Source organism: Enterocloster sp. OA13 (assembly GCF_022440595.1).
GTDB lineage: Bacteria > Bacillota > Clostridia > Lachnospirales > Lachnospiraceae > Enterocloster > Enterocloster hominis.
The window spans coordinates 1,389,012-1,402,380 of sequence record NZ_JAKNTF010000001.1 but is presented as its reverse complement, the minus strand read 5'-3'; the positions used below and the strand labels follow the sequence as shown (position 1 = coordinate 1,402,380).

Genomic DNA, 13,369 nt, shown 5'->3' with positions numbered 1-13,369 from the left:
ATTTCCTAACGGAAACTCCTGACAATACTGGAAAACAGCAGTTCCCAGCCATTAACAGTCACAAACAGCAAAAGCTTAAAGGGAAGGGAAACCATGGTGGGCGGAAGCATCACCATTCCCATGGACATCAGGGTGGTTGCCACAACGATGTCAATCAGCAGAAAGGGAAGATAGATAAGGAATCCCGCCACAAACCCCCGCTTCAGCTCGCTTGTCATAAAAGCAGGCGTCACCACGGTAAATGGATAGTCCTCAACATTTTCCTCTGTCTGGGTTCCGGACATTTCCACAAAATGATCCAGCGTCTCCTTTTCCGTGTTCCTGAGCATGAACTCCTTGACGGGACCCCCCATCCTCTGCACTGCCTCCACCTGGGTTATCTCTCCCCGGGTATAAGGCTGGTAAGCCTCGGCATTGACCCTTCCGATGACCGGACTCATGATATAGAGGGTCAGGAACAGCGAAATACCTACCAGGACCGTATTGGGAGGTGTCTGCTGTATCCCCATGGCATTCCTGGTAAATGACAGTATGATGATGGTCCTGGTAAAGGAAGTCATCATGACCGCAATGGAGGGCAGCAGGGCCACCAGGGTAATCATGAATATCAAATCAAGCGCCGGGACATTGCCCCCGTTCAGGCCGGCAAGCAGATCATTCATTTGTCTCCTCCCTTTCTTCCGGTTCCCCGTATTCCTCTTCCAGCTTTTCCAACATCTGGATTCCCGCCTGACTGACGCCGATAAGGTACATGTGGGACCGTAACCTTACAAGAAGGATCTGCTTATCAGCTCCAATCCGGACCTGCTCAAGGATCTTAAGGTTCCGGCCGGATGTGGCTTTCATGTATGTCTTTCCCATAAGCCGGCTGCACCAGTATGCCAGGAGCAATATACATCCCACGGTAAGTACTGCGCCTGCCAATGATAAAAAGCTATTATCCATCATAAAATCTCCGGGTTCAGGTCCCTGGCCACGATTTCCGTTATACGGATGCCAAAGTTGTCTTCCACCACCACAATGTCACCTTTTGCAACACACTGGCCATTCACGAACAGATCGGCCTGCTCACCAGCCATCTTATCCAATACCACAAGGGATCCCTGGGTCAGTTCCAATATATCCTTGACCAGCTTCTTGGTCCTTCCCACTTCCACGGAAAGTTCCAGCGGGACCTTCATGAGCATTTCCTGGTTGGCCCGCTCCTCCACCCCCTCTTCCAACCCGTTCTCCATCTGCGGGGAGTTTAACGGATGGATCAGGATATTATCCCTTGGCGGCTGCTGCTTTTCCTTCGTCTTCATGTCCTTCACGAACTCCATCATCTGGGCCTGGGACTGCTGCATCTGGTTCAGCAGCTGGAGCATGACCGGATCTGGTGCGGATTGATATAGCACTGGCTGTCCCATGGGAGGCGCGTATTGAGGCTGGGGAGCCTGCGGCGCATACTGCGGCTGTTCCTGGACGGTTTCCGGGGCAGCCGAAGGCGCATGCTGCGGCTGTTCCTGGATGGGTTTTGGGGCCGCCTGCATCCCGCCCTGGGCAGCGTTGTCAGGGGATGGCTCCGGTACGGCCGATCCTTCCCCGGCTGTCTCCGCCACATTTACAGGCTCCTCCTGCGCCGGTTCCTCACGGACCTCCTCCGCCTGCTTTCTGGCATCCTCCTCCATCTGATACTGTTCCGCTTGCTGGAAACTGATCTCAAAGGGTTCCAATAGGTGTTTTGCCAGCTTGGATGACATGATATTCAAGAATTCGCTTTCCAGTTTCCCTTCTATCTCCAAGGAAAAACGAACCACTACCATCTTCACATCCGGCGTGAAATATTTTTCTTTAAAACTATTCTCGCTTTCAATCGGAAAGGAAACAGGCGTAGATATGTTTACGGGATTCCCAAGAAATTCCGAGAGCGCTGTGGCCGAAGACCCCATCATCTGGTTCATGACCTCGCAGATTGCGCTCACATTGATTTCGTTCATTTCAAATTCTTCATCTGGTATATCAGCCCCCATGAGCATTCCCACGATAATCCGCACATCGTTGCGGCGGAACATCATGATATTACTGCCCTCAAGGCCCTCCGTATAAGCTATCTCCACACCTACAGCCGGCTCCAGGCTCTTGAACTCAAATTCATCGCTTGTCAGCACCCGCACTACCGGTGTGGTAATGTTCACCTTTGTGCCCAGCATGGTGGAAACCGCTGTTGCGGACGCACCAAGGCTGATATTCATTATTTCGCCTATGGCGTCCAGTTCCATATCATTAAAGTCGCTAACGCCCATCTTTATCTCCTTCTTGTATCATCATGTCTCCACCTTCGCCCTTACTTTCCAATCTCCAGTGCTTTCTGTGCCATCAGCTTCATTGCGTTCAGGGCTGTTACATTTGCTTCGTATGACCTGGTGGCTGACATACTGTCAACTGTCTCTTTCAATAAATCCACATTGGGCAGACTGACGTATCCATCCGCATCCGCATCCGGGTGGCTGGGATTGTACACCCGCTTCATCTCCCGGTCATCCTCAACAATGCCCGATACCCTTACTCCCGCATTCCTGCTGGCAAAGCCTTTTCCCTGGGCGGCGCTTAGCAGGGCTTCCCGAAAGGAGCCTGTGCCGTAGCTTTCAAACATCACGTCTTTCCTCCGGTATGGTCCTCCTGCCTCTGTCCTGGTTGTGTCGATATTGGCTATGTTTTCGGCAGCGATATCCATCCTTACGCGCTGCGCACTCATACCGGAGGCGCAGATATCGAATGAGCTTAAAAATGCCATTACCCTTCCTCCTTATTTGCCTAAGATTGAATTGACGGTCTGGACAATCCGTTCCGCATTAAAGGGCTTTACAATGAAATCCTTAGCGCCTGATTTAATGGCATCCACAACCATGCTCTCCTGGCCCATGGCCGTACACATGACAATCTTGGCGGAAGTGTCTGTTTCCCTGATTTTCTTAAGGGCCTGAAGCCCGTCCATATTGGGCATTGTAATATCCATGATGACCAGGTCCGGTTTTTCCTCATCATACTTCTTCACGGCTTCCGCCCCGTCCTGGGCTTCCACAAAATTACTGTACCCTTTCTGTGTCAACGCATTTTTAATCATCATCCTCATAAATGCAGCGTCGTCTACCAACATAATCTTTTCCATGGTGCTTTCCCTCACTTTAATTTGTATTTTTAATCATCCAGGATTTCCATATCCCGTTCTTTCTCCGGTCCGGCATAGATCCTGTCTTCTATACGGATTGCTACGTTTTTCTTGTAAACCCCCATCTTTCCGGTAAACCACGGCTGTCTCCCCACGAATATCTTCAGATGGCTGTCCTTTGGCTTATTAAGGCTGATCACATCGCCTACCTGAAGCTGCGCCAAATCCCTAAGGCCCAGCTCCACGGTTCCCAGCTGCCCCGTTATGGGAAGCTGGGAGAAACGGATGTGATCCAGGATTACCTCCTTGTTATCCTCATAGGCAAAGCCACGGGCTATATGCTTGCGGCTGTCTATCAGATGGAAAATGAACTCTAGCAGGGTTCCCGGTATACAGAGCTTTATCTTTTCCACCGCCAGTCCCGCCACATCCACATTCAGGTGCACGATGGCCACGGTTTCATCCAGCCCCACCTCCTGGACCATGCTTGGGTTTTCCTCCACCCTCTGAACCTTAAAGCTGACATTTATGTAATTGGAAAACCCATCCTTTAATGCCAGGACAAAGTATTCCACCACCCGCCGGTACAAGGCCACCTCCACATCCGAATAGCGGTATTTCGGCTCTACCTTGACAATCTCATCACCGCCGCCCAGCATGTGGTTAATAAGCGTGATTACAAGTCCCGGGGTGACGTGAAGCATAAGCGGGACATTGTTCTTTATCTTATCCTGGATTTCCGCATTAGCCATGGTAATACTGTCATTCTCATGAAGCGAGTTTACAAACTCATAGTACCTGCGCTCCTGGACCTCCAGCACTGTAATATCTGTCAGTACCCTGAATATGCCGTTCACCTGGGAAGTCAGTATCCTGGCATAGTTTTCAAATACACTGTTGAGTATTTTCATCTTGTCCTTAGTGAACTTCCTTGGACTGTAAAAATCATATTTGCTGTATTTTGTTTCTTCTGCTTCTGTCTTCTGTTCAACCGCCTGCACCTCTTCTTCAGGCCCGCTGCCCTGTATGGACTTAAGAAGCGCGTCTATCTGACTCTGGGATAATACATCTGCCATTGCTAAAGCCACCTTTACTAAATTTATTCAGCCACTGTTCCTCCGGCCTCTTCTGCCGTACCATCGGAAGAAAGACCAGGTTCAGCAGACGCGTTCTCCGTGCTGTCCGTCAGGGGGGACATGGTAGTGGATACGCCGTCGGCGCTGGGGGATGCAGGTGCAAACCCATGGCCGGTTCCATTGGCCTCCTGGCCCGTGACCACTGTCCTGTCCGCATTTACGCCGCTGTTGTACTCATCATAATACCGGTTCATGGAATGAAGGTCCGCCCCCTCATCAATCATCAGTATCTCCACACGGCGGTTTTTAGTCCTTCCCTCCCGTGTGCTGTTATCCGCAACCGGGCGGAACTGCCCATAGCTTATATTCACCAGCTTTTCAGGCTCGATTATCCCTTTTTCCTGTATGAATATACAGACCTCCGCGGCACGCATGGCAGACAGCATACGGTCCGTCCTGGGATTGTTTGGCCGGTCCGGGTTCCCCTGGGCCGTATGCGCCATGATATTAATCTGCGACACACCGTCCTGGGCAGGGCTTATGACATCACAAAACACATCCAGGGTAGTCTTGCCCTGGTCTGTCAGGATTGAACTGTCACCGTCAAAAAAGGTTTTGTCTTCAAACACAATGAAGGTGTAATCTTCGCCTCTGGATATGGTCACGCCATCTATGCCGATATCATTCATCCGCTCTGCCAGGGTCAGATAGAGCTTGTCAATATCGATTTCAGCCATGGTCTCCGGAATATCCGGCGTCCCCTCTATCTTGCTGCTGGTATCATCCAAAGGCGTATTAATCGCCACCTGCTCCTGTACCTCCTCATTAGAATGGGGATAGATGCTGCGCACGAACAGTTCCCACTTCTGCTGGTTCAGGCTTGACATGGCAAAAAGCATGATAAAGAAGGTCAGGAGAAGGGTCACCATGTCCCCATATGTATCCATCCAGTTTCCGCCGCCATCCGTAGGCCTGTTTTTTTTATTCTTCATCCGTGCTTCCTCCGCCCTTACCGCCGCCGGCTTCTGCTTTTGACAGAAGTTTCCTCTGCTGTGACTGCTTGATAGAGGCCAGGAGATGCTCCCTCAGATACTTGGGGTTCTCCCCTGACTGGATTGCGATGATTCCTTCTATGATGGTGGAACAGTATAGTTCTTCCTCATCCTGGCGTATCCGCAGTTTCTTTGCTATGGGATGGAATACCAGATTGGACAGGACACTTCCGTAGAAAGTGGTAATCAGTGCCACCGACATATCCTGTCCCAGGTTGCCGGCCCCGCCTTCGCCATCCAGGTTCAGGCCCTTGAGCATATTAATCAGTCCTACCAGGGTTCCTATCATACCGAAGGCCGGCGCATAGGCCGATGCCTTTTCATACAATCCCGCTACCTCGTCATGACGTGTCATCATGTTTTCCAGCTCCCGTTCCAGGACAAAGCGCACTTTATCCGGGTCATTGGCATCCACAATCATGAGTACGCTCTGTTTGAAAAAAGGGTCTTTTATCTCATCCGCCTTTTCTTCCAGGGCCAGAAGGCCGTTCTGCCTCGCTATCATGGCCAGATCCACCAGCTGCTCAACAAGTTTCGGAATGTTGTATTGTTTTCCACGGAAAAGAACCATGATATGTTTGGGGATATCCATCAGGATGGACAGCGGATAGCTTGCAACCGTAGCCGCAAGAGTCCCTCCCACGACAATCAGGATACTGGACCTGTCCACAAAATTCCCCAATTTGTCGGCTCCGATTCCATTAACGATTAGGAAAGCGCCAACTGCGATTCCAATCAATGTTGTTATGTCCATGTTACGATGCCTCCTGTGCCCACAGCTTTACTTTGATTTGTCATCAAAGTTCATACAGTTGTTCAGGAATACCGCTATCTGCTTCATGATTGAATCAACCGTATCTTTTACCAGGTAATAATTACCATTCATCATTTTTATCTTTGTCTCCGGAATCGACTCCATGTATTCAATCTGGAACAAATTGAGATAGAGTATTTCTCCGTTCAGGCGGATGACTTTTATCATATGCCCCCTCTTTCCCAGTCCTTCCCCGGTTCCCGAAAGGAACCAGGGAAAACCTGTCCGTTAACACTTCACGATGTTAACGCTTCATATTATTACCGCTTCATATTAACCAATTCTGATAATATCTCATCACTGACCGTTATGATTTTTGAATTGGCCTGGAATCCCCTCTGGGTTGTAATCATCTCTGAGAACTCTTTTGCCAGGTCTACATTGGACGCCTCCAGATAACCGCTCATAAGGGAGGAGGTGGCCCCTCCCGGGACAGTGGCTGAACAGGCGCCTGAGTTGTCGCCCGTGGAAGCCACATAGTAACTGCCTCCGGCCTTCATAAGTCCTTCCTGGTTCTGGAAGGTAGCCACTCCAACCTTACCGATGGTTACCTGGCGGTCCTCAGTTGCCGTGGTACCATCAGCTTTGGTCACGTCTACCGGAATCGTCACCGTAACCTCACCCAGGCTATTAATCTGTATGCTGGAGGTCAGGAGTGATTCCGCGTCATCGTCAAATTCCAATGCCCATGAGGTTGTGCCGTCCGTTGCGATTTCCAGTTTTGCGGCTGTGGGGACCCGCAGGGACATCAGGTTATCGGGATCCACATCGCTTGCATCATCTTTTTCCCGGAAACCATAGACAAAGTTCTTCCCGTCCGTGAGATGTCCACGGCTGTCCAGCTGGAACTGCCCCACCCGGGTATACTCATAACCGGCTCCCTTAATATTGGCTGTGATTTCGGCCGTGTCTGTCCCTGTCAGGGATGTGCTCTTGTCCGGTACAGCCGCGGTGATGAAAAAGCCCTGGGCATTGAGACATGCGTTCAGCCCACCTACCTGGGACGGCGTGCTGGCCGTCATATCCGTGATAATGGCGCCCATCAATGTTCCGTAACCGTATTGGGCGCCGTTGGTTCCTGCAGCCGTTCCCAGGACCCCTCCGGTGGAATTGACGGCGCTTTGGTACATAGCCTCCTTAAAAGTAAAGGTCTGTGCCTTGAATCCAAAGGTGTTGACATTTGCTATGTTATTTCCTATAACGTCTAATTTACTCTGATGCGCCCGCAGACCTGCGACCGCTGAGTCCATTGCTCTTAACATGATTCAGTCCTTTCTGCTGCCCCTGCCGGTGCGCTTCTGGCATCCGGCCAGGCACTCTGTCAGTCCTGCCTACATCAGGACAGCACTATCAATATTTGTAAAAACCCTGTCTTTCATATCTTCCTGCGTCATGGTGGTGACCACCACGTTGTTCGGCACATTGACAATGAACACGCCCTGGCTGCCTATGACCGCCACATCCCTGGCGCCTTTCCTGCGCGCCTCCTCCACTGCATGCTCCAGTCTGCCCAAAAGCTGGCTGTCAACCGCGATGCCCCGCTCCTCTAAACGTCTGGAGGCATGTTTGGAAAAATTCAGGCTGTCATCCATACGGGCCTTTAAGATCTCGCCAAAACTGGCACCCCGGCCATTCCCGTCCTGTCCGGACATGGCTTTGCCGGTTCCGGCCGTCTGGGCAAGGCCTGGATTATATACTCCGTTTACTCCCATCATATTCTTCCTCCCTGATATGCATAAAAAAATCAGACATACAGGTTCTCATCCAGGAGGGGATTCCCTGTTTTACCTTCCTCCGTTATTTCTTCACTTTCTCCTCCCTTATCCTCCTCTTCCTTATCCTTCCCTTCCTCCGCATAAGGATTATCAATGCGGCCAATACCAAGAACATAGGAAAGAGGATATTCCTCATCATCGCCTTCCAGCTTAATCATAGGCACGCCTCCGGTCAGATTCACGGATACCACCGTTCCGTATTTGACATTTACCGGCACCGGCAGGCCGTTAGGCCCTTCCTCTGTTACTGCCACCGTAAGCTCCTGCCCCACCAGGCCTGCGGCATACGTCTGACTGGTAACCGCCGTCGATGTGGTGATGGAATCCGTCATGGCGCCCATGGACTGCACCATGGCCATCTGTGTCATCTGGCCCATCATCTCACTGTTAGACATGGGATTGGTCATGTCCTGATTGGCCAGCTGCGCTGCCAGAAGCTTGATAAAGCTGGTAACTGTCAGCGTATTCTTTTCATTGGATCCTGCTGAATAAACCTGTTGTGTATAAGGGTCCGCGGTTCCGCTTACCGTAATACCATCTGCCATCTGTTTCATCCTCCTGTTTATACAAGGCCCAGCCGGAGCTGCTGCGCAAATGAATCCCGCTGCTCCCTTCTTCTGTCGCTTTTCTGATTCCCCGGCTCCCTGCGCCCTTCCCTGCCGCTTTCCCTTCTATCAGCAAACTGCTGCTGTGGCTGATATGTGTATATCACTGTCTCCCTGCCTGTCTTATCCTCCAGGATTCCAGCTATCTGCCCCGCATTCTGGCTGAGGATTTCCAGTGTCTTAGGGTTGTCCGACATCAGCGACACCGATGTACGCCCAGCCTCATATATGACCCTCAAGGTCACCTTTCCCAGGGAAGCCGGTTCAAACTCAATGGTCAGCGTGCCGTTATTATCCGGCATCCTGTCTGCCAGGGCCTTGGCAAACGCCTCAGGCAGTTCCTCCATGGTTGTCCTCACAGGGCTTTGTGCCTCTGCCTGTCCCACGGTCCCAAAATCCTGATTGGATACCATTGGCCGCGAATCCACTGCATGAGCCAAGGGCAGTTCCTTTTCCGGCTGTTCATTGGCGCCGGTCCTGTCCTGGGTCTGCGCCTTCACAGGGGCATCCGAAACGGATTGTTGGGGTCCATGTTCCTGCGTTACCGGCCTGGTAAGCCCGTCCATCGTTTTGACTCTGACAGGTTCTTCCTGGTTACGGCTTTTTTCTGCCACAGGTACCGGGAATGGCTCTTCTTTTCCCAAGGCCTGAAGTTGTCCTACCGCCTGGCCAGCGGGGCTTTTCCCCATATCCGGAATCTGTTGTTCCATATCTGTCCGGATTTCCGGCCAGGAAACCGTATAATCCGGCAGCGCCTGCCGTGGCTCCTTAACAGGTTCATTCCCCGCACCTTCCAGGACAACCGGATCCTGCAGCGGCATCCGGGAACCCGTGTGATGTGATTCTAAAACAGCGGCATCCCACTCCCTTGTAAGCTGTCCCTGATCCAACCGGAACTGCAATGTGAAACCCTTCAGGATATCGCCTGCGCCTGCTTTTGTGGCTTCCAACAGCCCCTGTCCGGACTCCTGTCCCTCTGCGCCGTCCTCCTGTTTCACCGCCGGTTTTTTCTTACCCCCGGACCCATCCTTCTTCGACAGCCGCTCTTCCCTGTCCCGGCGGTCTAACGCCTGCTGCCTGCCTCTTAACATCTGCAGGAAGTCCCCGCCGCTCCTGTCATCCTCTTTATCCCGGTTTGGAGATACGCCGGAATCCGCGGTCTGCACGGCCTGCCGCACCATCTGTGTCAAGTCCATCCTTTCCATGCCTGTCCCTCCTTTCTATATGATATTTATAATCAACAGCCTGACAGCCATGATTACCTTAATCCGGCCTATACCCGGCCCTGATACCGGCTTCTCGTAATGTCCCTTATGATGAATTCCTCCACAAAGCCCTCTTCTTCCTTCATCTCGGCTTTTTGATATGCCTGCATCCTCTTATCCTTCAGCTTTTCAAACTTGGAGGTGTCCACCTTTGCGGATATCACCTCTTTCTTTTTGCTCTCTTCCCTTTTTCTTAAAAAAGACAGCTCTTCCTTCTCCTGGCTGATGAGCTCTTCCATCCTCCCGATACACATGTCATACAGGCGGAAGTTCTCAATGGAAGCGCCCATGGATTTCGTTTGGTCAAACCCCTCCTGAAAACCGTTTAATCGTTCCTTCATCCTGACAATCTGTTCCTGCTTCGTCATGACATTCCTGGCAATGACCGCATGTTCCGACCTCAGTTCATCAAGCACCTGGGTCTTATAATCCAGCACGGTATCAAGGCTGTATTTAAACCGTTTCAACAGCAGTCCCTCCTTTAACCTGCGATATTCTGTATGAGACTTAGGGTCTGGTCGTAAGTGAATGACTCTTCAATGCCCTGCCGCAAAAATGAATTCATGCTGTTTATCCTGGCAACCGCCTCGTCCAGGGCCGCGTTGGTCCCCTTTTTATATGCGCCGATTGAGATAAGGTCTGAATTTTTCTGGTACAGGCCCAGCATGTTGCGGAAATGCGAGGCCGCCTTCCTGTGTTCCTCCCCAACCACATCCACCATAAGCCTGGATATGCTGGCCCCGATGTCAATGGCAGGAAAATGGTTCTCATTGGCAAGCTGCCGGCTCAACACGATATGCCCGTCCAGTATCCCCCGCACCGTATCCGCTATGGGTTCATTGGTATCATCCCCCTCCACCAGCACGGTGTAGACCCCTGTTATGGAACCCTTATTAAAATTACCGCTCCGCTCTAAAAGCCTGGGGAATTCCGCGTAGATGGAGGGCGTATATCCCCTGGCAATGGGCGGTTCCCCGATTGCCAGGCCGATTTCCCTCTGGGCCATGGCATAACGGGTAAGGGAGTCCATCATAAGCAGTACATCATTGCCCTGGTCCCTGAAATATTCCGCTATGGTGGTGGCCACCAGAGGACACTTCATCCTCAGCATGGCCGGCTGGTCCGAGGTGGCCACCACCAGGATGGAGCGGCGCATCCCTTCCTCCCCCAGGTCCTTTTCCACAAACTCCAGCACTTCCCTTCCACGTTCCCCCACCAGCGCAATGACATTAATGTCCGCCTTCACATTTTTGGCTATCATGCCCATGAGGGTACTCTTACCCACGCCGGAACCTGCAAATATCCCAATCCTCTGTCCTTTTCCAATGGTATTAAGACCATCTATGGCCTTAATGCCAAACTCCAGGCGTTCCCTGATAGGGGGACGGTTAAGGGGGTTGGTATAAGGACTGCTGACCGTGTAGAAGCGGTTCGCCTTAAACTCCTCCTTGCCGTCTATGGGACTCCCCATGGCATTGATGATCCTGCCCACGAGAAAATCCCCCACCGGCACTTTCAGGCGGCGTTTCGTATTGCGGACAAAGCTTCCTGAGGTGATGCCGCTTGTGGCCTCATATGTCATAATCTGTATCTTTCCGTCTTTAAAGCCCACCACCTCGGCCGGCATCTGGCAGTTCTGCTCTTCGTTGTAAATCATCACGATATCGCCGATACTGCACCTTCCGCCGGAAGCCTCCATCAACATACCCACCACATTTTCAATTTTCCCGATATGGCTGACTGTTTCTGATTTAGAAACAAGTTTGGGGATTTTCTCAAACATAAGCACTCCTAAAACCTGATATTTCCCAGTATTTCCCGGATGTTCTCCATCTGGGTATCCACACTGATATCAACTATCTCATCCGGCATCTCAATGATGCAGTTTCCACTGGACTCCTTATCCATGACCACGAATTTTATATTATCCGACAGCTTGGCCAGTTCACTGACCACATCCGCGTCCGCCTCCACCATCATGTCATAGTCCGTCTTTTCCATATATATCTTGACCCAGGCCGTCTTTTTCAGCTTTTCCGTCTCAGCTGCAAGCATCCTCTTGATGACTTCCCCGCTGGACCTAAGGCTGATGTGTATGACCTTTTCAGCAATGGCAATGGAACAATCCTTTAATTCCTCCAGGTAGTTCCTGAGACTCTTTTCCTTTTCCCGGTCAATGGATGCCAGGGCCTGCTCCATACCGCTCCTGAATTCTTCTTCCTTCTGTCTGAAAAACCCAGCCTGCTCTGCGGCCGCCTGCTCTGTTCCCGTTCTGTATCCCGCTTCAAAGCCTTCCTTGCAGCCTTCCTCTATGGCGTTTTTCTTAAGCTGCCCTGCCTGTATCCCTGCATCCCTGAGGATATCCCCAGCCATCTGGTTGGCCTTCAGAAGTATCTGCCGGGCTTCCTCCCTGGCGTTCCCAACAAAATCCGCTGTTTCCGGTCCTGCCGCCCTTGGGGCAGGACCGGGATGGTTTTCCCCGGTCCCGGCATGCTCCGGCCCCTTAACCCCGCCTTCCTGTCTTGTCGGTGCCATATCCGTCTCGGAAGGAGGGACAAACCGCATGATTTCGATTCCCGCTCCCGGCTTTATGATGCAGCTAGACGATGATGTTGTCATCATCATCTCCCCCCTTCTTGATAATCACTTCACCAGCATCCTCCAGATTCCGGATGATATTGACAATGCGCTGCTGCGCTTCCTCCACATCCTTCATCCTGACATTGGTGGTAATCTCCAGGTCAGCCTGTACGGTTTCAGCCATACGTTTTGACATGTTGGAGAAGAATACCTGCTTCATCTCATCGGACGCGCTCTTAAGCGCATATACGATATCCCTTGGATCACAGTCACGGACAAAGCGCTGTACCGAACGGTCATCCATATCCAGGATATTTTCAAATACAAACATCTTGTCGCGGATGCTCTGGGACAGGTCAGGATTAATCTTATCCATTTCATCAAATATGCGTTTTTCATTGGTGCGGTCCACATGGTTCATGATATCCGCCACATAATCCACACCGCCCAGGTTCATGTTATCCTCGCTGGTAATGATGGTGGCAAACTTGCGCTTCATCTCCTCTTCCACAATGGCGATGGCTTCCGGGGATACCCGGTCCATTTTCGCCATCCCTTCCAGGGTGGGGATCCGCTTGGCCTCAGGCAGCTGCTCCAGCACCTGGGCCGCCTGCTCCGGGTCCATGTAGGACATGATCAGCGCGATGACCTGAGGACGTTCGTGCTGCAGAAGGGACAGCAGGGCCTTGGGATCGCCCTTCATAAAGAAATTAAAGGGCTTGGACTGAAGGGTTTTAGACACCTTTTCCAACAGGCTTCTTGCCGTTGTCTCCCCAAAAGCCTTCTCCAGAACATTCCTGGCATAATCAAGCCCGCCATCCGTCATCATCTTGTGGGTCAGGCAGAGCTTATAGAACTCGTCCAGCGCCCCCTCCACCTGGCTGTTGGTGGTCCTTCCCATCTTGGCCACCTCATAGGTCAGGTCCTCAATATCCTGTTCATTCAGATATTTATAAATCTGGGAAGCCCTGTCAGCCCCAAGGGAAACAACCACAATAGCCGCCTTCTGCTTTGTATCCATGTTTTTGATATCCACAGGCCCCTTGGCCGC

General features: G+C 51.6%; 17 protein-coding genes. All 17 read right to left on the bottom strand.

Features of this window, described 5'->3' with window-relative positions; all coding sequences use genetic code 11:
• Positions 1-5: 5 nt before the first annotated feature.
• The 17 genes from fliP to fliG all read right to left on the bottom strand — a co-directional run bounded on the left by fliP (position 6) and on the right by fliG (position 13,339).
• Positions 6-662 carry a flagellar type III secretion system pore protein FliP gene (gene fliP, locus MCJ35_RS06140; protein ID WP_025482464.1) on the bottom strand — a complete coding sequence of 219 codons (657 nt, stop codon included), beginning with the start codon at positions 660-662 and terminating at the stop codon, positions 6-8.
• Positions 655-948 carry a flagellar biosynthetic protein FliO gene (locus MCJ35_RS06135; RefSeq protein WP_034576030.1) on the bottom strand — a complete coding sequence of 98 codons (294 nt, stop codon included), beginning with the start codon at positions 946-948 and terminating at the stop codon, positions 655-657. Before MCJ35_RS06135 ends, fliP begins: the two co-directional genes overlap by 8 nt.
• Positions 945-2,285, bottom strand: a complete 1,341-nt coding sequence (gene fliN, locus MCJ35_RS06130) for a flagellar motor switch protein FliN (RefSeq protein WP_025482466.1) — start codon at positions 2,283-2,285, stop codon at positions 945-947. The genes MCJ35_RS06135 and fliN overlap by 4 nt, the downstream gene beginning before the upstream one ends.
• Before the next feature lie 41 nt (positions 2,286-2,326).
• Positions 2,327-2,776 carry a flagellar basal body rod protein FlgC gene (gene flgC, locus MCJ35_RS06125; protein ID WP_025482467.1) on the bottom strand — a complete coding sequence of 150 codons (450 nt, stop codon included), beginning with the start codon at positions 2,774-2,776 and terminating at the stop codon, positions 2,327-2,329.
• 12 nt (positions 2,777-2,788) lie between these two features.
• The gene (locus MCJ35_RS06120; protein ID WP_025482469.1) at positions 2,789-3,151 is read right to left on the bottom strand and encodes a response regulator; all 363 of its coding nucleotides are present in this window, start codon (positions 3,149-3,151) and stop codon (positions 2,789-2,791) included.
• Positions 3,152-3,180: 29 nt separating this feature from the next.
• Positions 3,181-4,227, bottom strand: coding sequence for a flagellar motor switch protein FliM (locus MCJ35_RS06115; protein ID WP_025482471.1), 1,047 nt, complete (start codon positions 4,225-4,227; stop codon positions 3,181-3,183).
• 23 nt (positions 4,228-4,250) lie between these two features.
• Positions 4,251-5,219: an OmpA/MotB family protein gene (locus MCJ35_RS06110; RefSeq protein ID WP_025482473.1), complete on the bottom strand. Its 969-nt coding sequence runs from the start codon at positions 5,217-5,219 to the stop codon at positions 4,251-4,253.
• Positions 5,209-6,033 (bottom strand): motility protein A, encoded by an 825-nt coding sequence (locus MCJ35_RS06105; protein WP_025482474.1) that lies wholly within the window; start codon positions 6,031-6,033, stop codon positions 5,209-5,211. The genes MCJ35_RS06110 and MCJ35_RS06105 overlap by 11 nt, the downstream gene beginning before the upstream one ends.
• 27 nt (positions 6,034-6,060) lie before the next feature.
• The gene (locus tag MCJ35_RS06100; protein WP_025482475.1) at positions 6,061-6,261 is read right to left on the bottom strand and encodes a flagellar FlbD family protein; all 201 of its coding nucleotides are present in this window, start codon (positions 6,259-6,261) and stop codon (positions 6,061-6,063) included.
• Positions 6,262-6,353: 92 nt separating this feature from the next.
• Complete coding sequence (locus MCJ35_RS06095; protein WP_025482476.1) at positions 6,354-7,355, bottom strand: flagellar hook-basal body complex protein; 1,002 nt, start codon at positions 7,353-7,355, stop codon at positions 6,354-6,356.
• Between the two features lie 69 nt (positions 7,356-7,424).
• The gene (locus MCJ35_RS06090) at positions 7,425-7,808 is read right to left on the bottom strand and encodes a TIGR02530 family flagellar biosynthesis protein (protein ID WP_081739017.1); all 384 of its coding nucleotides are present in this window, start codon (positions 7,806-7,808) and stop codon (positions 7,425-7,427) included.
• A 29-nt stretch (positions 7,809-7,837) separates the two neighbouring features.
• Positions 7,838-8,413: a flagellar hook assembly protein FlgD gene (locus tag MCJ35_RS06085; RefSeq protein ID WP_025482479.1), complete on the bottom strand. Its 576-nt coding sequence runs from the start codon at positions 8,411-8,413 to the stop codon at positions 7,838-7,840.
• Between the two features lie 17 nt (positions 8,414-8,430).
• Positions 8,431-9,678 (bottom strand): flagellar hook-length control protein FliK, encoded by a 1,248-nt coding sequence (locus MCJ35_RS06080; protein ID WP_025482480.1) that lies wholly within the window; start codon positions 9,676-9,678, stop codon positions 8,431-8,433.
• Positions 9,679-9,746: 68 nt separating this feature from the next.
• On the bottom strand, positions 9,747-10,205 hold the full coding sequence (locus MCJ35_RS06075) for a flagellar export protein FliJ (RefSeq protein ID WP_025482481.1): 459 nt from the start codon (positions 10,203-10,205) through the stop codon (positions 9,747-9,749).
• A 14-nt stretch (positions 10,206-10,219) separates the two neighbouring features.
• Positions 10,220-11,521, bottom strand: coding sequence for a FliI/YscN family ATPase (locus tag MCJ35_RS06070; RefSeq protein ID WP_025482482.1), 1,302 nt, complete (start codon positions 11,519-11,521; stop codon positions 10,220-10,222).
• Positions 11,522-11,529: 8 nt separating this feature from the next.
• Positions 11,530-12,363, bottom strand: a complete 834-nt coding sequence (locus tag MCJ35_RS06065) for a FliH/SctL family protein (RefSeq protein ID WP_240299398.1) — start codon at positions 12,361-12,363, stop codon at positions 11,530-11,532.
• Complete coding sequence (gene fliG / locus MCJ35_RS06060; protein WP_240299785.1) at positions 12,338-13,339, bottom strand: flagellar motor switch protein FliG; 1,002 nt, start codon at positions 13,337-13,339, stop codon at positions 12,338-12,340. The genes MCJ35_RS06065 and fliG overlap by 26 nt, the downstream gene beginning before the upstream one ends.
• Positions 13,340-13,369 lie beyond the last annotated feature (30 nt).